18 protein-coding genes are annotated in these 21,832 nt (G+C 34.9%); 2 read left to right on the forward strand and 16 right to left on the reverse strand.

Going from position 1 to position 21,832, the window contains the following annotated elements:
* Positions 1-300 precede the first annotated feature (300 nt).
* The 16 genes from moaA to ACHRVX_RS14285 all read right to left on the reverse strand — a co-directional run bounded on the left by moaA (position 301) and on the right by ACHRVX_RS14285 (position 15,940).
* Positions 301-1,308: a GTP 3',8-cyclase MoaA gene (moaA, locus tag ACHRVX_RS14210; RefSeq protein ID WP_395333288.1), complete on the reverse strand. Its 1,008-nt coding sequence runs from the start codon at positions 1,306-1,308 to the stop codon at positions 301-303.
* Entirely contained in the window at positions 1,295-2,209 is a 915-nt protein-coding gene (moaCB, locus tag ACHRVX_RS14215) for a bifunctional molybdenum cofactor biosynthesis protein MoaC/MoaB (RefSeq protein ID WP_395333290.1), read from the reverse strand. Before moaCB ends, moaA begins: the two co-directional genes overlap by 14 nt.
* A gap of 1 nt (position 2,210) precedes the next feature.
* Positions 2,211-2,642, reverse strand: coding sequence for a molybdenum cofactor biosynthesis protein MoaE (locus ACHRVX_RS14220; protein WP_395333293.1), 432 nt, complete (start codon positions 2,640-2,642; stop codon positions 2,211-2,213).
* Positions 2,643-2,821: 179 nt separating this feature from the next.
* Complete coding sequence (moeB, locus tag ACHRVX_RS14225; protein WP_395333296.1) at positions 2,822-3,901, reverse strand: molybdopterin-synthase adenylyltransferase MoeB; 1,080 nt, start codon at positions 3,899-3,901, stop codon at positions 2,822-2,824.
* 10 nt (positions 3,902-3,911) lie between these two features.
* The gene (locus tag ACHRVX_RS14230; protein WP_395333298.1) at positions 3,912-4,148 is read right to left on the reverse strand and encodes a MoaD/ThiS family protein; all 237 of its coding nucleotides are present in this window, start codon (positions 4,146-4,148) and stop codon (positions 3,912-3,914) included.
* 30 nt (positions 4,149-4,178) lie between these two features.
* Positions 4,179-4,952, reverse strand: coding sequence for a uroporphyrinogen-III C-methyltransferase (gene cobA / locus ACHRVX_RS14235; RefSeq protein WP_395333300.1), 774 nt, complete (start codon positions 4,950-4,952; stop codon positions 4,179-4,181).
* A 5-nt stretch (positions 4,953-4,957) separates the two neighbouring features.
* Complete coding sequence (locus tag ACHRVX_RS14240; RefSeq protein ID WP_395333302.1) at positions 4,958-5,530, reverse strand: molybdenum cofactor guanylyltransferase; 573 nt, start codon at positions 5,528-5,530, stop codon at positions 4,958-4,960.
* Positions 5,531-5,752: 222 nt separating this feature from the next.
* On the reverse strand, positions 5,753-6,499 hold the full coding sequence (locus ACHRVX_RS14245) for a sulfite exporter TauE/SafE family protein (protein WP_395333304.1): 747 nt from the start codon (positions 6,497-6,499) through the stop codon (positions 5,753-5,755).
* 197 nt (positions 6,500-6,696) lie between these two features.
* Positions 6,697-7,869, reverse strand: coding sequence for a gephyrin-like molybdotransferase Glp (gene glp, locus ACHRVX_RS14250; RefSeq protein ID WP_395333306.1), 1,173 nt, complete (start codon positions 7,867-7,869; stop codon positions 6,697-6,699).
* A gap of 176 nt (positions 7,870-8,045) precedes the next feature.
* Positions 8,046-8,294 (reverse strand): DUF6755 family protein, encoded by a 249-nt coding sequence (locus tag ACHRVX_RS14255; RefSeq protein WP_395333308.1) that lies wholly within the window; start codon positions 8,292-8,294, stop codon positions 8,046-8,048.
* Positions 8,295-8,317: 23 nt separating this feature from the next.
* Complete coding sequence (locus ACHRVX_RS14260) at positions 8,318-8,830, reverse strand: ubiquinol-cytochrome c reductase iron-sulfur subunit (protein WP_395333310.1); 513 nt, start codon at positions 8,828-8,830, stop codon at positions 8,318-8,320.
* Between the two features lie 10 nt (positions 8,831-8,840).
* Positions 8,841-9,410: a 4Fe-4S dicluster domain-containing protein gene (locus ACHRVX_RS14265; protein WP_395333312.1), complete on the reverse strand. Its 570-nt coding sequence runs from the start codon at positions 9,408-9,410 to the stop codon at positions 8,841-8,843.
* 19 nt (positions 9,411-9,429) lie between these two features.
* On the reverse strand, positions 9,430-11,646 hold the full coding sequence (locus ACHRVX_RS14270) for a molybdopterin oxidoreductase family protein (protein ID WP_395333314.1): 2,217 nt from the start codon (positions 11,644-11,646) through the stop codon (positions 9,430-9,432).
* 134 nt (positions 11,647-11,780) lie between these two features.
* Positions 11,781-12,833 carry an MFS transporter gene (locus ACHRVX_RS14275; protein WP_395333316.1) on the reverse strand — a complete coding sequence of 351 codons (1,053 nt, stop codon included), beginning with the start codon at positions 12,831-12,833 and terminating at the stop codon, positions 11,781-11,783.
* A 26-nt stretch (positions 12,834-12,859) separates the two neighbouring features.
* Positions 12,860-14,452: a magnesium transporter MgtE N-terminal domain-containing protein gene (locus ACHRVX_RS14280; RefSeq protein ID WP_395333318.1), complete on the reverse strand. Its 1,593-nt coding sequence runs from the start codon at positions 14,450-14,452 to the stop codon at positions 12,860-12,862.
* Between the two features lie 12 nt (positions 14,453-14,464).
* Complete coding sequence (locus ACHRVX_RS14285; RefSeq protein ID WP_395333320.1) at positions 14,465-15,940, reverse strand: nitrate/nitrite transporter; 1,476 nt, start codon at positions 15,938-15,940, stop codon at positions 14,465-14,467.
* Between the two features lie 1,262 nt (positions 15,941-17,202).
* On the opposite strand from ACHRVX_RS14285, the gene ACHRVX_RS14290 reads away from it, so the two are divergent.
* Positions 17,203-20,334, forward strand: a complete 3,132-nt coding sequence (locus ACHRVX_RS14290) for a SusC/RagA family TonB-linked outer membrane protein (RefSeq protein WP_395333322.1) — start codon at positions 17,203-17,205, stop codon at positions 20,332-20,334.
* A 16-nt stretch (positions 20,335-20,350) separates the two neighbouring features.
* Positions 20,351-21,823, forward strand: coding sequence for a RagB/SusD family nutrient uptake outer membrane protein (locus ACHRVX_RS14295; RefSeq protein WP_395333324.1), 1,473 nt, complete (start codon positions 20,351-20,353; stop codon positions 21,821-21,823).
* The last annotated feature ends 9 nt before the right edge of the window (positions 21,824-21,832 follow it).

The raw sequence follows: 21,832 nt of genomic DNA on the forward strand, positions 1-21,832 counted from the left end.
AAAAACATCTACTTTTACTAATAATAAATCCTGGTAGGCATACCTCGTAGAGGTTAAATGTCGGCAAAAAAAAACAATGGATACCGCGAATTTGTCGCATAGCGACTACACATCTCCAAAAGCATTTAACCATAGCAAATGAGATTGCTTCGTTCCTCGCAATTACAAGATTGTGGGCAATCATCTTTGTCAAAATTTCAAACTTTGGCAAAGATTGTCGCTGTAATTACAAGATTTTTCAAAGGCTTCTACTTCGCTCAGTCAGATAACAAACATGAAATCATGAGAGAATTCAAAGGATTATCCCCCAATCGCAATCATACTACGATTGTCAAAATGCAATAACGGATCATCCATTTCTTCAATTGTGACCATTCCGGCTCTGACCTTCTTTTTATTTTTAATAGATTCATAAATCAAATTCGTAATTGATTCGCCATTTCTTAAAGCGGTCAGTAAATCAGTTTCTGAGTTAGAAAAAAGGCAATTTTTAATTTTTCCGTTCGCCGTCAGGCGGATTCTGTTGCAGCCATCACAAAACGGATTTGTAATCGAACTTATGATTCCAAAATCTCCCTGAAAACCTTTTATTTTATAAGTTCTTGCAGTGAAGTTTTTTTCATCTTCCAGTTTCTGAATTTCTTCAGATGAAAAGGTCTTTTCAAGCTCAGATAAAATTTCGTTTTGGGAAACCATCTTACTTCTGTCCCATTCATTTCCGGCAAAAGGCATGAACTCAATAAAACGAACCGAAACAGGCAAAAACTGAGTTAGTTTAACAAAGTCAATAATTTCATTTTCATTAAAACCTTTCATCAAAACCACATTTATTTTTACTTTAAAATCATGTTTCAGAAGCAAATGCAAATTATTAATTACTTTCTCAAACTGATCACGAAGCGTAATAGAATGAAATTTAGAGGCAATTAAAGTATCTAAACTCAGATTAATTTTGTTGATTTTGTTTTGTTGTAAAACATCAATATGGCGATCAATCAAAATACCATTTGTAGTAATCGAAAGAGAAATTCCTAATGTTCCTAATTTTGATACAATTTCAGGAAAATCTTTTCTTAGCAGAGGTTCACCACCCGTTAATCTAATTTTATCCACACCATTTTCTACGAAAGTCTGAGCAATTGAAAAAATCTCTTCTGCCGTCATTAAACTGGCTTTTGGAGATAAAACAATTCCGTCGGCAGGCATGCAATACGTACAGCGCAGATTGCATTTTTCCAGTAACGAAATACGCAAATAATTGTGTTTTCGCCCAAAATCATCCGTTAAAATGGTTTTAGAGGGTATCATGATTTTTTCCTTTTAAAATATGAAAAACGTGCATAACATGCGGGAAAACAGCATCCATAGATTCTCTTGCTCCGTTTGTTGATCCTGGCAAAGCCAAAACCAAACTTTTTCCTAATGTTCCTGCAACCGTTCTTGATAACATTGCATATGGCATTCGTTGTTGTCCGTAATCACGAATCGCTTCTTCAATTCCCGGTATTCTGCTTTCTAATAATGGCGATAATGCTTCGGGTGTTACATCTCTCGGCGACAATCCCGTTCCACCCGTAAAAATTACCAGCTGATGATCTTTCGCGAAAGCTTTTGTTCGTTCCTGGATAATATCAATTTCATCCGGAATAATTTCATAATGTGCTGTTTCGACTCCGTATGAAGTTAATTTTTCCACAATGATTTTTCCTGAACGATCTTCTTTATCGCCGGCAAAAATCGAATCAGAACAAACAAAAACGGCCGCTTTTATTACATTCGAAAATTTATTTTTGAAAGATGATTTTCCACCATCTTTATTGATTAATTTGATTGTCGAAATTTCAATTTCTTTATCAATTGGCTTCAGCATATCATACATTGTTAATGCGACAATTGATGCACCGTGCATTGCCTCGACCTCAACTCCTGTTTTATAAACGGTCTTTACATTGAAAATAATTTCGATCGTTAAACCCTCAACCTTATATTCTACCGATGTGAATTCAATTGGAATGGGATGACAATCCGGAATCGATAGATGCGTATTTTTCACCGCAAATAATCCAGCCGTTTTAGCCATTTCAAACACATTCCCTTTTGGAACCAGATTATTCACCACAGCATCAATTGTTTCCTGTTTACTAACTTTGACAATTGCCGTTGCTGTTGCAGCTCTTAATGTGCTTATTTTATGCGTAATATCAACCATTTTAGGTATTTTGTTTCCAGGTGAATGTATCGTTTTCAAATATTTCCTTGCCAAAAATTGGCACATCAGTTTTAATCCAGTTTACAATGGCTTCCGTGGCTTCATAAACTTGTTTGCGACGTGTTGCCGAAACAAATACGAACAAACATATCTCGCCTGCTTTTACAACTCCCAAACTGTGGTAAATATGCATGCAGGTTAAGTCGAATTTAGCAAAAGCTTTTTCCCGAATTGCGTGCAAAGCTTCATTCGCCATATCGGTATATGCCGAATAATCTATTGCTACAACCGTATTATCATGAATAACATCGGCACGAACCTGACCCAGAAAAATATTATGCGCACCAATCGTATGTTTCGACTGATGTTTAGCGATCGACTCTGCGATAAAAGCGGGAGCAATTGGTCCTTCTACAAATACATTTTTACTCATTTTTTTGTTTTTTTTGCCACGAATTACACGAATTTTCGCGAATTAATAATCCACATAGCATTTGTCAGCGCAATCTTTGTCATTTCGAGGAACGAGAAATCAAATCCAGAGAGCGACGTACTGCGTGTAAGTTTCCTGTGTGATTTCTCGTTCCTCGAAATGACAAACAGCACAATGATCTATACTTTTATTTTTTCTTCTTTTAATAATTTATTCAATGCCAAAGCTCCTCCGGCAATACTTTTTATATTCTTAAATTGATGTTTCTGAAGCAATTCAACAGCTATTTTGCTTCTGATTCCGGATTGGCAGAAAACATAAATAGTTTGATTGGGATTTAGTTTTTTTATTTCACTTCTTAAATTCATTAACGGAATCTGATTTCCATTTTTGAAATTAATTTTCGGAATTTCATCTTCATTTCTAACATCTAAAAAAAGAACCTCATTATTGTTTATTTCATCCAGAACTTCTTTGGCTAAAATTTCTTCAACCAGATTTTCAATAATAGTATACTTTTCTTCAAAAGTTTGTTTATTGATTACAACATTCGCATTTTTTTCAAAATCATACTTTTGCTGTTCATTATTCAAAATATTATAAACCAGAATTTTACCATTTAAAACCTGTCCTGTTTCCAAAATCATTTTAATGACTTCATTGGCTTGTAACATTCCAATAATTCCAACCGAAATCCCAATTACTCCGGCATCTTCACAATTTAAAGATTGTGTGTTTTCATCCGGATATAAACATCTGTAAGTTGGTCCGTTTTGATAATTAAAAACCGAAACCTGACCCTGAAACCTGAAAATAGAACCGTACACCATTGGTTTATTGGTTATAATACAGACATCATTTATAAGATATTTTATAGCAATATTATCCGTTGCGTCAACAATAATATCATATTTTTCAAATAATTCAATGGCATTATTTCCAAATAATTTCTCGGCAATAGCATTGACTTTAATCGTTGGATTCAATTCATTTAGCATCAGTTTAGCTTCATCCACTTTGTATTTTCCAACAGCTGAACTTTTATAAATCACCTGACGGTGTAAATTCGAAATCTCGATTACATCATCATCCATAATTCCTATTTCGCCTACACCTGCTGCTGCTAAATACGGCAATATTGATGCCCCTAAACCTCCTGCTCCAACAACCAGTACTTTAGCTTTTGAGAATTTATCCTGACCGGAATCTCCTATTTCAGGAAGTATAATTTGTCGGTTATAGCGATCTTTTGTATTCATAAAACTAATTTTATCCTCCTGCAAAAGGCGGTAGCAATGCCACAATATCACTTGTTTGTAAAGTGTAATCGGTCGCTTTTGGGACTATTTTCTGGTTGACTGCAACACTAAACGATAATGATTCAAATTGGTATTTGTTTTCTAAATCCTGCAATAATTTCTGCAGGGAAATTTCAGAAAAAGATACTTTTTCGAACTCACATTTTGTCTTTTCCGCAACTGCTCCAAAATATTTTATCTCAATCATTATTCTAAATTTAAATTCTGAATCCGATAGCTATCGGGATAAATTCTTAACTTTTTGTTCCTTAAAATAAGAAGTCAATTTTGATGTATTTTTAACCACTTCCCCAATAACAATAATTGCCGGTGACGAAATTTTATTTTCTGATACTAATTTACTTATCGTACTTATTGTTCCAACAACTTTTTGCTCCGTATTTTTTGTTCCGTTTTGGATAATTGCTATTGGTAAATCATCTGTTCTATTTTCCTGGTAAATCGAAATGATTTCCTCTAATTTATGCATTCCCATTAAAATAACAACCGTTGCATTCGATTTTGAGGCTAAATTAACATCTTTAGACAGTTCGTGATTGGATGTTGTTCCTGTAATAACCCAAAAACTTTCGGCTATTAGTCTTTGTGTCAAACTAATCCCCACCGAAGCCGGAACCCCTAAAGCAGATGAAATTCCCGGAACAATTTCTGTTGCAATTCCAAATCTTTCCACATACTCAATTTCTTCACTTCCTCTTCCAAAAATAAAAGGATCACCACCTTTTAACCGCACCACATGACCGTAACGATTTGCCATTGAAACAATCAATTCATTAATCTGATCTTGTGTGTAAGCATGACAGCCTAAACGTTTGCCTACAAAAACAATTTCTGCCTTTGTCGCGTATTGCAACAACTCTTCGTTGACCAAAGCGTCATACAAAACAACATCAGCATTTTCTAAGGCTTTAATTGCTTTTAACGTAATCAATTCAACATCTCCGGGACCTGCGCCTACAATTGTCAGTTTTTGTGTTTTTAAATCTCGCATAGTATTTAACTTAAATTGATATTCAGGTCATTTAATTCGTCAACCGAATTAATATTGGTCAAATGAAAGTTTTCGCTTTCGTCAATCGTGATGATTTGATGCGGAACTTTCGCTATTAAATTCATCATTTTTAAATCATCGCTATCAATTGCGCTTTTGATAACGGCTAATACTTTTTTAGAATAAATCCCAATTAAAGGATGCATTCTACTTTCAGAAGCAAAAACAGTAATTTCAGCTTCTTTATTATGTTTTGAAATTAGTTCCGATAATAATTCTGTCGAAATTAACGGAATATCACAACTTAAAATCAGATTAAATTCGGTTTCAGAATTTGTCAAAGCTGTGTAAATTCCGCCTAACGGACCTTTATCTGTAATGATATCCGGTATTTTTTGATAACTCAGATAATCGTATTCCTTGCTATTTGTTATTAATTTTATTGTTGCCGTAATGGGCAAAATTGCTTTGATTATATGTTCAATAAATGGTTTTTCCTGAAACAATACTAATCCTTTCTCTGAATGCATTCGAGAACTTTTTCCTCCACAAAGAATAAATACTGTTAGTGTTTCCATGACTAATTTTGTTTCAGGTTAAAATGATGAAAATTTTACCGCAAAGAGCGCCAAGATTTTATTTTCTACTGAGTTTAAAAATAAAGTTCGCAAAGCTGAATCAATACAAAGCTTTGCGAACTTTGCTATTTTCAATAAATTACTTAGGCAAAAGAACATTGCGTACTTTGCGGTTAATTTTTTTGTTTCAAATTCAGGCTTTACCATTGTTACTTATTTTTTTTACGGAAAAATCAACTTTATACTTGCCATTAAAATCACAACTCCCAAAACCATTTTTAATGTTCTGTTAGAAAAATAGCCGCTGCCATAAAATCCACCTAGAACTCCTCCTATAACTGCAATTGGAACCAAATAAAAACTTTCGACTGGGATTGTTTTTCCTCCTAAAAAAAATCCTAACATTCCGGCAAATGAATTCACGAAAATAAATAAACTCGAAATTGCTGCTGACTCTTTTACTGTTGCCCATCCTAAAAATAATAAAATAGGGCTTAAAATAATTCCGCCTCCAATACCTAACATACCGGATAATAAACCTATTACAAATCCTATTGCTAATGCAAAAGGTAATTTGATTTCAACTGCTTCTTTTTCTTTAAAATTAAATATCCCAAATAATCTTAATGCTGCAAAAACCAATACAATTCCTAAAACAATTTTATAAATTGTACTGTCTAATGTCACAAAACCTCCAATAAATGCTGCCGGAACTGAGGCAATAGCAAACGGATAAAACAGTTTTGGTTTGAAATAATTCATTCTGTAATAAAAGAAAAATGAAATACTTGAAACAAACAAATTCAATAACAAAGCCGAAGGTTTCATAATCGCCACCGGAAAAGCAAAAATTGTCATCAATGCCAAGTAACCTGATGCCCCGCCATGTCCAACACTAGAATATAAAAAAGCAATTACAATTAAGGCAAAGCTAAACAGGACAATATTTTCGGAACTCAATAAATTCATACGTTTATTTCAGATTTTTGTTTCAGGTTTCAAGTTTTTTGTTTCAGGTTTTTGTTTCAGGTTTTCTTTGTTTCAGGTTTATGCTGTGTGTTTAAATTTACATACTGCTTTCTATAATCTTTACTCTATAATCTTTATATCTTTATTCTGTAATCTTCAATCTATTCTCTTTCCTCTTTAATCTTTTCTCTAAAAATCTAATCTATCGGCAGCAAAGTTACCAATTCGTCTTTTTTAATCGACTCCATATCATGTGGCACAACCAATAAACTATTCGCAATTGCAAAAGTATTTAACATGGCTGAACTTTGCCCGTCTAAAACTGTAACGTGTGTTTCGTCATACAATGCTTTTAAAAACAATGTTTTTCCGGTTGTATTTGTAATATCATCATTTAATTTTCGCAACAATTTCTTCAAATGAATGTCTGAAAATCCCATTCTGTTTTTGATTGCCGGATAAACATAAATGTAAAAATTAGTTAATGATGAAGCAGGATTTCCTGGCAAAGCAAAAACTAAAGTTTCATTTTTAGATCCAAAAAACATTGGTTTCCCAGGTCTTTGGTTGAGTTTATAAAAGAGTTCTGTTACATCATTTTGAACTAAAGCCTCTTTTACAAAATCATAATCTCCAACAGAAATTCCGCCTGAGATTAAAACAATATCGTGTTTTTTTAAAATTACTTTCAAAGCTTTTTTAGTCGCTTTAAGGCTATCTTTTACTTTATAGACTTTCGCTTTTTTTATTCCAACATTTTGCAGCGCAGCCTGTAACATTACCGAATTACTTTCGTAAATTTTTCCTTTTGGTAATTCCTCACCCGGTTCTACCAATTCATTACCGGTTACTAAAATGGCCACTTTTGGCTTTTTATAAACTGAAATTTCAGTAATTCCTAAACAAACTAAAAAACCAATTGCCGCTGGTGTAATCAAAGTATTGGCATTAAAAACAACTTCATCTTTGCCAATTTGTTCTCCTTTGCTTCTAATATTTTCATATTGCTCCGGCATTCTGGTAATCAAAATCGAATTTTCTGTAGCCATTACATGTTCCTGCATGACAACAGTATCAGCATTATGAGGAACAAAAGCACCTGTAAAAATCCTAACCGCTTCGTTTTCTTTCAGTTTGATTTTTGAATGATCTCCGGCTTGTGAAATACCTACTATATCATATTGGTGTTTTTCGCTGTGAATGAAAGCGTAACCATCCATCGCCGATTGACGAAATGGCGGCATTGCAATTGGCGAATAAACTGTTTCTGCCAGAATATAGCCCAGTGATTTATTCACCTGAATTTTCTGAACCGGCATCTTAGTGCTGTTCTCTGCAATAATCAATAAGGCTTCTTCGACTTGGATCATGGTTTGCTATTTTATTAAGCAAAAATACTTATCACAAATATAAGTACTTTTACTTAGTTTCAATCATTAATAATCTAAAAAATTTAAAGAATATAAATTTAGGCTTAATTCTTCATATACTTCCGGAAAAAACGATAAATAGCTTTTTGAATTTAAATTTGTTACGATTATATGAATTATTTCCTTTTAAAATTTCCCGACGGTAAATAATACAACCATGCAAATCCAATGAAAAACAAAATTGCAGAAGCGATAAATGCAGGTAATAATATCTCTTTATTATTATCTAAGGCATTATTTAGCGACGCATATAATAACCAGATTTGAATACTTACATTTAATATTAAAATAAAAATAAGTGTCGAAAGTATATTGTTAAGTTTATTTGGATTAACCCGATTCTGACTTCTTCTAAAAGTACTCATATTGATTCTATTTAGGATTATAACTAACTGTCTTTGTTTGCTACAAGTGCTTTTACGTAAACAGCATTATCTTTAAAAAACACTTCTAATTGCGGTAATGCTCTTGGCGGCGGACCTGCAATTACATCTCCGGTCATGGCGTCAAATGAACCTTCGTGACACGGACAATGAATAATTCCGGTTCCGGGTTTGTAAAATACTGAACATGAAAGATGTGTGCATTTTTGCTCATACGCCCTGAAATCGCCACTTTCAAGATGAATTAATATATACGGAATTGTACTCCCTTCAATTACAAATCCTCTTGTTCCTCCTACCGGAACTTCGTTTTTATTGCATATAAAATGTTCCCCTTGTACACCTTCTTTTGGTAATAAGTACGCTTTTGCAGCAACAAATCCGCTGCCCACCATTAATCCGCCGGATACAAAAGTCAGAAACTTGGCAAAATCCCGACGACTCACCTGAGTGGATTCCTGTTTTTTTATTGGGAAATCTTTTTTCCAGTTTTCATTTAAATTATCTTCTTTTGACATGGATACAGATTTAATATATTTTTAATTCATTACTTCCTTTTGGCATCATTATATTCACTTTGGTATTTACTGTTTCCTTACCAAAAATAAATGTATTGATTGGCGAACTATTCGGTCTCATTTCTTCGATTTCGGCTCTTGTTCCGTAAAACAAAGCTCCACTTGGGCAAACCGTTGCACACATTGGTTTTTTACCAACGCTGGTTCTGTCATAACACATGGTACATTTCATCATCAAATCATATTCTTCCATCTTTTTAGGAACCCCAAACGGACAAGCCATTACGCAATTGGAACAACCGATACATCTTTCTGTATTTGCGGTATGAACAATTCCGAATTCGTCTTGCGAAATTGCATCGGCAGGGCAAACATTTGCACAAACCGGATCTTCACAATGCATACAAACCTGCACCGTTGTTTGAATCGTTGAAGAACGTTCAACGTAATTCACACTTATTAGAGATTCCTGCCCGTTTGTTTCACATTCGGCGCAAGCCATTTCACAGGCTTTACAGCCAATGCAGCGTTGCAGATCTACAAAAAACTCTTCGTTTTTATTGAAATTAGTTAAATTCATCGTGTCATTTTTTTATAGATTAAACACTTGCATAAGCTTGAGATTCTGTCGATGGCGGAGCAATTACTCCTTGCGGATCTAGCAAACAGGCGCATACTTTAAATTCAGGTATTTTTGAAACAGGATCTAAAATACCGGTTGTCAATTGATTTGCAGATTTGGCTCCCGGCCAGTGATAGGGTATAAAAACGGTATCTTTTCTAATTGTTTCCACAATATTTGCCGGAAAAATCCCTTCTCCCCTTCGGGTGGCAACTCTTACTAATTCGCGTTGTTTTATACCGTATTTTGCAGCCAGTTCAGGATGAATTTCCAACATTGGTTCCGGAAACTGATCTACCAATTTACCAATTCGGCGTGTTTGTGTTCCGCTTAAATATTGGGAAACTACACGACCTGTTGTAAGTGTGATAGGGTATTCATCGTTTGTAATTTCTCCTGGTTCCCTGTAAGGAGCTGGATTAAAATGTGCTTTTTTATCCGGAGTAGCAAAGACTTTATCTTCCCATAATCTTGGGGTTCCCGGATGATCGTCTGTAGGACAAGGCCAGAAAACGCCCATATTATCTTCTACTTTTTTATAGGATATTCCAAAATAATCTGCTGTTCCTCCTTTTGAGGCAACACGTAATTCATTGAATATGGCTTCACTATTTTCATAGGTAAATTTATCTTCTTCACCCAATCTTTTGGCTAGTTCTAAAAATATTGAAGTATCTGTTCTGGCATCTCCCGGAGGTGTCACAGCCTGACGAATTCTAATAACACGTCCTTCTGCAGATGTTGTAGTTCCTTCTTCCTCTTCCTGTAATGATCCTGCCAGAATAATATCCGCATGACGGGCAGTTTCATTCAAAAAGAAATCGATACAAACATAAAATTCTAATTTTTCAAGAGCAGCTCTTACGTAATTATTATTAGGCAACGAAACCAGCGGATTAAAACAAATAGAAATTAATCCTTTGATTTCACCGCTATGAATGGCTTCGATAATTTCATAAGCCGTAAGTCCTTTTCCGGGCATATCTTTTTCATCAATTCCCCAAACTTCTGATATATATTTTCGATGTTCCGGATTTTCAATATCTCTGTTTCCCGGCAATTGATCGCATTTATGACCGTGTTCTCTTCCTCCTTGTCCGTTTCCTTGTCCGGTAATTGTTCCGTAACCACAATAAGGTCTGCCAATTCTTCCAGTTGCCAAAACGAGATTTATACAGCCTAAAACATTATCAACTCCTTTTGAATGGTGTTCGATTCCGCGTGCGTGAAGCAGGAAACTTGTTTTGGCATTTCCCCATAATTCAGCGGCTTCTTGTATTTTATATTTATCAATTCCTGTAATTTCTTCTGCCCATTCTAAAGTATAATCTTTAACAGCATCGATTGTTTCCTGAAAACCTGATGTATAATTGTCAATAAAATCGTGATCAAGCATATCATGATCGACTAAATATTTTAGCATCGCACCATACAAAGCAGAATCTGTTCCGGGTTTTACATCTAAATGAACATCAGCAGTTCTGGCTAAAGGAATCATTCTGGGATCGATCACTATTAATTTGGCTCCGCGATCTCTTGCTTTCCAAATCCAGTGTGTTAGTGTGGGGAAAGTTTCACTGATATTGGCTCCGGCCACGATAATTACCTCAGCATATTCTAAATCAGAATAATTGTTTGATGCACGATCTAAACCAAAAGCTTTTTTATTTCCGGCTCCGGCACTTACCATACAAAGTCTTCCGTTATAATCCAGATTTCTGGTTTTTAATGCAACACGGGCGAACTTTCCAACGAGATAACTTTTTTCATTTGTTAGTGAAACTCCTGATAACATTGAAAAAGCATGTTTACCATATTTCTCCTGAATTCTTTTAATTTCAGATACGGTTTTATCCATTGCTTCATCCCAGGTCGTTTTCTCAAAGCCTTTTCCTTCTACTCTTTTTAAAGGACTTAGAATCCGATCCGGATGATTATTTTGTAAATAGCGCTGTACTCCTTTTGGACACAAACGTCCTTCATTAAAAGGAAATTCCATCCAGGGTTCAAAACCTACTACTTTATTTTCTTTGACTAGCAATTGAATTCCACATTGCATTCCGCAAAAACAACAATGTGTTTTTACAACTTCGTCCGGTTCATCTCTACCTGCGTAACCATCTTTTGGGGCATAGTTTAAATGCGGTCCAAAATCTTCAATAATCTTTTCTGTTGATACGGGTAATTTTGCCATGTTTCTTTTTTGTTTTATTTCGTTTTCAGTTTTCTTTGTTTCAGGTTTCAAGTTATTATGCTTGTGTATAAACTAAAGTCTACACAAAGTGTGAACCTGAAACATGAAACAAAAAAAACCTGAAACAATATTCTTTATCCAAATAAATTCCCGCCATTTTCAAGTCTTGCTTTCAAATGTGCTTTTGCCAAACGGGATCTTTTCCCTTCGGGGCTTAAATCAAGGTGTGACGTTCCATCTTCATGGGTAAAGTCAAAACCTAATTGTTTGGTTACGATTTTTAAATCATTGATATGAAGTTGTGTCGCAAATTCTTCTCCGGTGTGCGGACAAACTGCCATTCCGGCCTTACTACCTTCTTTTTTGTAAATGTGTGCTCCAATTTGTGCCGGTCGCTGTATGATGTGGAAGAATTTCCCAAACGGAATCCATATTAAAAACATAATTACTGTTACGGCATGAATTACAGCAAGAAAATCATACGCAAATCCTTTCATAAACTGATACGAATAAGTAAGGCACAATCCTGTTACTGATATTGCTATTAATAAGATCAGCGGCAGTAGATCTCCTTCAAATGTTTGGGTTGCTATTAAACCGGGATTTGTCAATCGTCTTCGTAAATAATAAACAGATCCGAATATTACCAGCCATGAAGACCAGTTTAAAGCGTGAAAAATTAAAAATGCCAATACAGATCCTATTTGGAAATCCATCATTTTAAATCCAAAAAAATGAGCTTCATAAATTGATATGGAATTGGGTGCCAGCGTAAAATGGATCCATCCAAATGTCAGCGGAATTGTAATTGCAAATGCTGACAAACATCCTATAGCAATACAAAAATGGGCTGCCCAGCGGTATTTACTTCTGGGATAGATAAATTTTTGAACTACGATATTTTCTACAGATTCCTTGCCTAAAAACCACATATGAGAAAAAATTTTTCCCGTAAACAGAAATTTAATGCTTCGTTTGAAATACATCCAGGTTGGCGGACGCTGCAACCAAACTGAATATCTGTAAACAATTCCGAAGAAAGCGAATATCGTTCCGAATAAATAGGTGACTAACGCAGCATCGAAATTTTGCAATTGTCTTGATCCGTAAAAAACCAATACTATCGTTAATGCCGACACAAAGGTTGCAACAAGTAAAGCTTTGGTATTAAATGTTTTATTTTTCATCCTTAATTTTATTTAATGATTACTTGTTAACTTGGTTTTTCACAACCTTTACGATTATAAAACCACCAATTGATACCTGTAGCCAATATAGTGAATACTGCTACACCAATAAAAAACTGATTTACAGTGCCATTAGCAGAAAGATTATTCCCTATTAATTTAGAAAAGATAAAGGGTCCAAATGCTGCAATTGCTGCTGTCCAACCAATAACTCCGGCGGCCTGACGTTGATTTTCGGCAAAAATAATTGGGTATTGTCTAAAAGTACCTGCGTTTCCAATTCCTGTAAAAAAGAACATTCCTAAAATTACAGCTACAAAAAGAGGAAACTGATCCATGCTTGTTGGTGCTACTAATCCTTCTGTAACTAATACTATTGATCCTGCCAAAATTCCTAATCCTGTGATTGTAGTAAGAATCGCGCCTCCAACTTTATCGGCTATAAAACCAAAAGCGATTCTACTTGCTGAACCAATAAGCGGACCGTAAAAAGCATATACTAAAGGATCCGGTGCATTGGGGAAATCTCCGTATAAAAATTTAATCATTAACGGAAAAGCGGCTGATAAACCTGCAAATGTCCCAAAAGTCATTACATATGTAATCGTGCAATACCAAGTATGTTTATTGGAGAAAATATCCATTTGTTCTTTTATGGAAGCTTTCATTGGAATACTTCTTAAATAAAACCAACTAAGTATGGACAATAGAATTAGAAAGGGCGCGAACCAGAATGCTGCTGATTGCAAATATATTGGTGTGTTTTTAACAGCTACGTTTGCAGGGCTAATATCATTTAAGATTTTTTCAGCCAGTTTTGGATTTGCATTTGCAATTGCTTTGGCTTTTATTTTTACAGGCAATGATGCAAATAAAACTACTTTATCGTCAGATTGTATTGAGGCTGAGACAGAATCAAGTACATTTTTCTTGACGTTTGCTAAAATTTTAGTTTGTACATCAGGATTCAGAGCTGCAAAAACTTCTTTTTGTTTTACTACACTTGAATTCTCAAAAACTTTTATGGTTTCTTTAGGATCAATACTGGTAAAAACCGAAGCTGCTCCATAAATCCCAACGCTAATAATAAGCGGCGTTACAAATTGTGCTACGGAGACTCCAAAATTTCCTATTCCGGCTTGTATTCCAAGTGCTGTTCCTTTAAGTCTTTTAGGAAAAAATAAACTTGTACTTGGCATGTAAGAGGAAAAATCTCCTCCGCCAAAACCTGTTGTAAAAGCTAAAACGGCAAATACCCAAAATGGTGTGCTGATGTCCATCACTGCAAAGCCAATTCCGATTACGGGAATTAATTTAATGGCTGTTGCAAACGAAACTACATGTCTTGTCCCAAAGATGGGTAATATAAAAGTGTGAATTATTCGCAAAAAACCTGCTGCCAATCCCGGAATTGCTGTTAACCAGAAAAGTTGATCTTTAGAAAAATTAAATCCTAATCCCGGTAATTTCACCGCTATAACGCTCATCATAAACCATGAGGCAAACGATAATATTAATGTAAGTGTTGTTATTGTTAATGTTTTCCACGCAATTGTACTTCCGCCAGAACTCCAAAATACTTCATCTTCAGGTTCCCATTTGTCTAACCAAGTTTTCATTTTTTTTGTTTTTTAATTATTGTTTTCAATATCTCTTGTAAAATCAGGTGATTTTAATCGCATTGCATTTATAATCGTTCGATGCATCCACAATAAACACAGTACAGAAACTATGAAAATAAAGATCCATGAACTGGTCCAGAGTCCGGTATAGTTAAGAAGATATCCAAAGATAATAGGACCAACAAATCCACCTAATCCGCCTATTAAACCTACCATTCCTCCTACTACACCAACTTCATTAGGGAAATATTCAGGAATATGTTTATAGACCGCAGCTTTCCCAATTCCCCATGAAATACCAATCAGGATTACTAATATTACATAGACCCAAAGATTTGCGCTAAACTTGATTTGTGTGATGCCTTCTGCTAAAAGCTCTTTCTTTTTTACTTCCTGATTTTGTTTGACAACAATTTCCTGCCATGACGTTTTTACAGGAAAAACAGCTGTTGTATGATCTTCAGAAGCTTCTTTTACATTGATTTTATGAACCTTACCATTAACAATAACAGAATTTGCAGCAACTTCGGTAACGACGCCGTTAGTAGTTGCAAGAACTCCGGGTCCTGCGGTAAAAATTTCCATTTTGGGGAACATCAACAAAAAACTAATCACTATTGATGATCCTAAAACCCAGTACATAACTTTTCTCGCGCCAAATTTATCTGATAAGTATCCGCCAAAAGCCCTGATAATTCCGGAAGGCAAACTAAACATTGTGGCAAACATTCCGCCCATTACAAGTGAAGTGTGATAAACGTTCATGAAATTTGGTAATAACCATTGCGAATAGGCTACAAAAAAGCCAAAAACTAAAAAGTAGTACGCCCCAAACCTCCAGACTCTGATATTTTTAAGCGGAGACAGTAACTCTTTCATTGTTTTTGAAACTCCTTCATTTGTCTTGTTTTTAGCAAAAACTATAAAAAGTATTCCTATAAATACCAGAACTGCACCATAAATTACCGGCAATATTTTCCATCCGTTTTGAGGATCCGTTTCTGATAAATTATTTAGTAAAGTTGGCGCAATAAAAGTCGTAATTGCAGCACCGGCATTTCCCATTCCGAAAATACCTAAAGCCCTTCCCTGCCAGTTTTTAGGATACCAAATTGATGTATAGCCTATTCCTACTGCAAAGCTTGTTCCTACTAATCCGAAGAAAAAACTTAATACGGCAAAACTCCAGAATGAGTTCGCAAAAGGCAGTAGAAAAAGTGGAATTGAACATAAAAGCAATAAAACAGAAAATACTATTTTTCCACCGTATTTGTCTGATAAAATACCAATAGGAAGTCGGAAAATAGAACCTGACAAAATGGGAATCCCTAATAGCCAACCCGTTTCAACCACTGTCCAGTTGAAAATTCCTTTATCAACAAGGTAAGTTACTAAAACACCATTTAATGTCCAGCAGGCAAAACAAATTGTAAATGCCAATGTGTTTAAAAATAAAATTTTGTGTGATTGAGACAGATTACTCATATAAAAATATTAAAATATCTAATTTTTAAATTATTAGTGAGTACTGAATTCCTCCCTAAAAACACAAAATTAAAGCGTTAGATTCTTACAAAATATGATATATGTCATATAAAAAAGACATAAGTGTCTTTAATATCAAACAGCAATAACTACTTCAACAATAACTACTTTTAAAAATATATTTAATGATTTTCCTGTAAGTGAGGCTTTTAGATTGAAATTATATTGTAAGAATAATTTCAGGTATTTGAGGATAGATTATTTGTACAGCTTTGTAATAAATAATAATGGTTATTTCTTTTAATAATAAATTATACTCTAAAAGTAAGTAAAAATATTCTCACTAAAACATTAATAACTAATTATTTATAAAATAAAACTAAGAATTATCTTAACTATAATAATTTAGTTAATTTTTATAGTTTCAATACTTATTACTATTTACAATTTTTAAAATTATAACTCCATCTATATTGTTTTACAAATCGTGTCCGAAAACAAAAAAACTGCTCTAAACGACGTTTTTTGATTGGAATTAAAGTTGCTAAAGATTTAAAAATTAGAAAATTAAGTATAAAATACTACATTTTTACCCTTTTGTAAATAAGTAATTTAACATTTGTTTGAGTTAAAACACATAACATAAACAACTGACAAACAAACGTTTATATAATTTTAAAATATATTTAAATGATAGATTTCAAGTTTTTTCAAAAAAAATTGAGGAATTTTTTGGATTTTATTATATTAAAATTAACTTTGTCTATAGGATTAGTAGAGTATAAAAATATTTAAAACCATAAAGAATTATATTTTGAAAACAACCGAGAGCATATCGTATTACATTCTTCCTAAAAAATATACTTATAACACTTTTTGTTATATGTGCTTCTGTTGCTAATTCCCAGCATTTTTTCCGTTTGTATCTGATTCACCTTTTACACCAAAATCGATTCAAAAACGAAACTTTCTAACTACCGAAAATATTTATTGAAAATTACAAAAGTCTGTTTGATACACATTTGTGTCAAAAGGATTGTTGAAACTATATCTACAATTCAAAAAAGAAAAACAACCCATAACTAATAAACTAAAATGAAAAAGATGCAAAGCTGTTGCTGTAAATAAAAAAAGCCATTTCTGCGGCAACAGAAATGGCGAGGCTTAAAGAACATTTATCACTAAACCAAGATTACCTATTAGAGAGTTGAAAATTCAACTTTCAGGGCGCCTTGTTAATTACTTAAAACCAGTACAAAGAAATGAAAAATTTTTTAAAAATAAACTCATTACTATTTCTCCTGCTTGTCACGGCAGGAATACATGCACAAAATACAACGCCGCTTATACAATCTAAGCTTGATGGAACGGTTGTAGACGATGTTACAAACCAACCTATTATTGGAGCTTCGGTTGTGATCAAAGGGACAACTCACGGTGTTCAAACGGACGCTGAAGGAAAATTTTATTTTCAAACCGGACAAAAATTTCCTTATACCTTAATAGTAAGTTACATTGGATATAAAAAAGCGGAGATAATCGTAGATAAAAATCCAATTACAATTAATTTAAAAGAAGAACGTCAGGAATTAGATGAATTAGTGGTTGTAGGTTACGGATCTCAAAAACGAAAAGATATTACAGGTTCTGTAGCTTCTGTACCAAAAGCAAATTTGTCACAAGTAACCTCATCGGCAGATAACTTATTACGCGGCGCAATTGCGGGAGTGGTAGTTACACAAAGTTCCGGTCGTCCGGGAGCTTCTTCAAGCGTTCGTATTCGTGGAGGAAACTCGATTACGGCAGGAAATGAACCGCTGTATGTTGTTGACGGAATATTGATTTACAACGACAATAATAATAGTTCTGCCGGAGTATCAAATGCCGGTGCAAGTGTAAACGTATTGTCTACCATTAATCCGGGTGATATTGAATCGATCGAAGTATTAAAAGATGCCTCTGCAACTGCAATTTACGGATCTCGCGGTGCAAATGGTGTTGTAATTATTACGACTAAAAAAGGGACCAAAGGACAGGATAATATTTCGTATCAGGGGTATTTCGGATTTCAGAATGTATCTAAAAAACTGAATTTAATGAATGCCAGTCAATGGGCAAGCTTACGTAATGATGTTCAGGCAAGTATAGGTCAGGCACCTGCTTTTTCGGCAGCACAAATTGAAGCTTTCAAAACTTCGGGAAGTTATAACTGGCAGGACGCGCTTTTTAGAACTGCGGCTCCTGTTCAAAATCATCAATTGTCATTTTCCGGAGGTGATGAACGTTCCAGATATGCGATTTCTGCAGGATATTTTCAACAGGACGGAATTGTGATTGCATCTGATTTTAAAAGAATTTCGCTTCGTGTGAATTACGAAAGAAACTATTCCCAGAATTTTAAATTTGGTGTAAACGCCAATTACAGTAATTCGGTTTCAAACGGTGTAGGAACAAATGGCGGTGCTACTGCAGGAAGATCTCCAAGCCCGTTAGTTGTTGCTTTGTATCAGCCGCCCGTAGTGCCCATTAAAAATGCTGACGGAAGTTATAATTTAACTAATAATCCTTATTCAACGGCAGTTAACGGAATCATTGGGAACCCAATATATGATTTGGTGAGTACCACTAATGAAACTAAAATTAACCGAATCCTGACGAGTTTATTTGGTGAATATAAAATTACCAAAAAACTGACTGCAAAAGTAGCGGTTAGTGGCGATGTACTGGACACAAAACAAAATTATTATGCGCCGTCAACTACAACAATTGGTGCGGGAACTAAAGGATTAGCATCTGTAGGAAACCGATTAGTGAGTTCTGTTTTAAACGAAAATACGCTGAATTACAATACTACTTTTGGCGAAAATCATAAATTTTCTGCTTTAGGAGGTTATACGCTTCAATATACAAAAGGAGAAGTTGTGAATGCCGGTGCGAATACATTTGTAAATGATGCCAATACTTATAATGCTTTGCAAGATGGTGTTCCTGTAAAGCCTTATAGCGATGCTTTTGAAAGTGTTTTGAAATCATGGTTAACGAGAGTCAATTATTCTTATAAAGGAAAATACAACTTTACGCTTTCTGCACGTGCAGATGGTTCTTCAAGATTTGGATCTGAATCACTTTGGGGATATTTTCCATCGGCAGGATTTTCATGGAATATTACCGATGAAAATTTTGCCCAAAACATTAAAGGTGTAACCGAAGCCAAACTTAGAATCACGGCGGGAACAACCGGAAATCAGGAAATAGGCAATTACCTTTCGCTTGCGCAAATGGGTTCTGTAAACTATGCTTTTGGAGGTACTTTGCAAACTGGTCTTGCTCCTACCCGATTAGCAAATCCGGATTTGAAATGGGAAAAAACAGATCAGTATAATGTGGGTTTAGACCTATCATTATTAGATAGAAAAATAAACTTTGTTTTTGATGTTTACTACAAAAAAACAAACGATTTATTGATTAATGTACCCATTCCGTTAGCTTCAGGATATGCTACAGTGCTTCAAAATATTGGCGGAGTTGAAAACAAAGGTGTAGAAGTTGGCTTGATTACTGAAAACATCAAAACGGAAACTTTCTCCTGGAATTCTAACATCGTTTTCTCTGCAAACAGAAACAAAGTCGTTTCAATAGGAAACGGAGTTGATCAGTTTTTTCCGGTAGTGCCAAACGGATCATTATTGCAGCAACAACCTGTTACGGTAAAAGTAGGTTTGCCTCTTGGAACTTTCTGGGGATATAAAACCAATGGCATTTTCCAGACTCAGGAAGAAGTAAATACACAGCCAAAAATTAACAGTTTAGCCAATACAAAAGTTGGAGACCGAAGATATGTTGACACGAATGGCGACGGCGTAATTTCGGCTCTTGATAAAGGAAATCTGGGAAGTTCTCAGCCCAAATTTGTTGGAAGTTTCAGCAATACGGTTTCCTATCATGATTTTGATTTAAATTTTTCTTTTCAGGGATCTTACGGCGCAAAAATATTCAATGCTTTGAATCAGCAATTAGAAATTTCAACTCTTGGAACAAATGCTAATGTTACGCTTGAAGACCGCTGGACGCCAAGCAACCCAAGTAATGAAATTCCAAGAGCAACAAGTTCTCCACTTGGAATCGTTTCTGAGCGTTATGTTGAAGATGCTTCTTTTGTAAGATTAAAACTAATCACTTTAGGATATACTTTACCTAAAAGCGTTTCTAAAAAATTAGGCACAAAAAGCATTAAATTCTACCTATCTGCCGAGAATTTAATTACATGGACAAAATACACGGGTTATGATCCGGAGGTAAGTTCATACGAACAAAACAACTTGTATCCGGGAATTGATTTTGGTTCTTACCCAAATTCTAAAACCTTTATTTCCGGACTGAATCTAACTTTCTAAGTAAAAAATATACAACATGAAAAATATACTATTAACAATCATATTAAGTGCCGGTCTATTTGCATCGTGCACGGATCTGGAGGTAACACCCACCTCTTTTGTAACCGAAGACAATTATTTTAAAACCCAGGATGATGCTATTGCAAGTGTATCAGCAGTTTATGCTTCGTTAGCACTTGATCCGGGAGAACAAAGTTTATTTGGGCGAAATTTATATTTTTTAACAGATATGGCTACGGATTATGCTGCGGCAGGAGTTTCGGCAACAAATCCGCAAGTTCGGGCTTTAAGCAGTCTGACTCATGATGCAACTTCAGATCGTGTTCAGGTTGCGTGGCGCCAAATTTATGCCGGAATCAACAGAGCGAATGTTTCTATAGACAATATCCCAAAAGTAGCAGGAACAGAAGCTGTTAAAACGAGATTGATCAACGAAGCAAAATTCATTAGAGGATTATTATACTTTCAGGCAGTTCGTCTTTGGGGTGGAGTTCCAATCATTTTGCACGAACCAACTTCTATTCAATTAGAAAGTTTAAAATCAAAAAGAGCGACAGTAGAGGAAGTTTATGCTCAAATTATTTCAGATTTAAATGCTGCAGAAGCTTTACCTGCAACTTATCCTGCGACCGATGCAGGACGTGCAACTTCGGGAGCTGCAAAAGCAATTTTAGCAAAAGTATATCTAACCAGAAAAGACTATCCAAATGCCATTTTAAAAGCAAGGGAAGTGATTAACGGCGGTTACGGATACGGACTTTTTGAAAGCTTTCAGGATATTTTTACTAAAACAAAAAAGAACGGAAAAGAACATATTTTTTCTGTACAATTTGAGCCTAATATGGCTGGAAACGGATCAAGCGGAAGTACTTTTCAATCTACTTCATTTACTGGATTTACAGCAACGGAACCAGCGGATATAATCTCAGATGTAGCTTTATTTTATGATATTTATGCTCCTGGTGATACCCGCAGAGATGTAAGTTATGCCAAGACATTACCAATTCCGGGAACAGCAAATATTTATACTTTTCCGAAACCTATCTTTAAAAAATACCTTGATCTGACCAATTTGGCAACTCCGGGAAATGTGGCAATTAATTTTCCTGTTATTCGTTATGCTGATATTTTATTGTCTTTGGCAGAAGCCATAAATGAACAGGGAGTTCCAACTCCTGAAGCTTACGAACTAATCAATCAGGTGAGAAGAAGAGCATTTGGAAAACCGATCACAACGCCGGATCCCACGGTAGATTTAGCAGGATTAACGCAAACCACTTTTCGAACGGCAATTCAGGAAGAACGCAAAAAAGAATTTGTTCAGGAAGGACAGCGCTGGTTTGACTTGGTACGTTGGGGAACTCTGGTTACTGAAGTGAAAAAAGTAACGGCAAAAAACTCCGTTTCTGAAAGAAATAATCTATATCCAATTCCGCAAAGCGAAAGAAATATTGATCCTGTAGGTTTACCACAAAACCCAGAATATTAACTAAAACCA

Source organism: Flavobacterium sp. FlaQc-47, from assembly GCF_044006475.1.
Lineage (GTDB): Bacteria > Bacteroidota > Bacteroidia > Flavobacteriales > Flavobacteriaceae > Flavobacterium.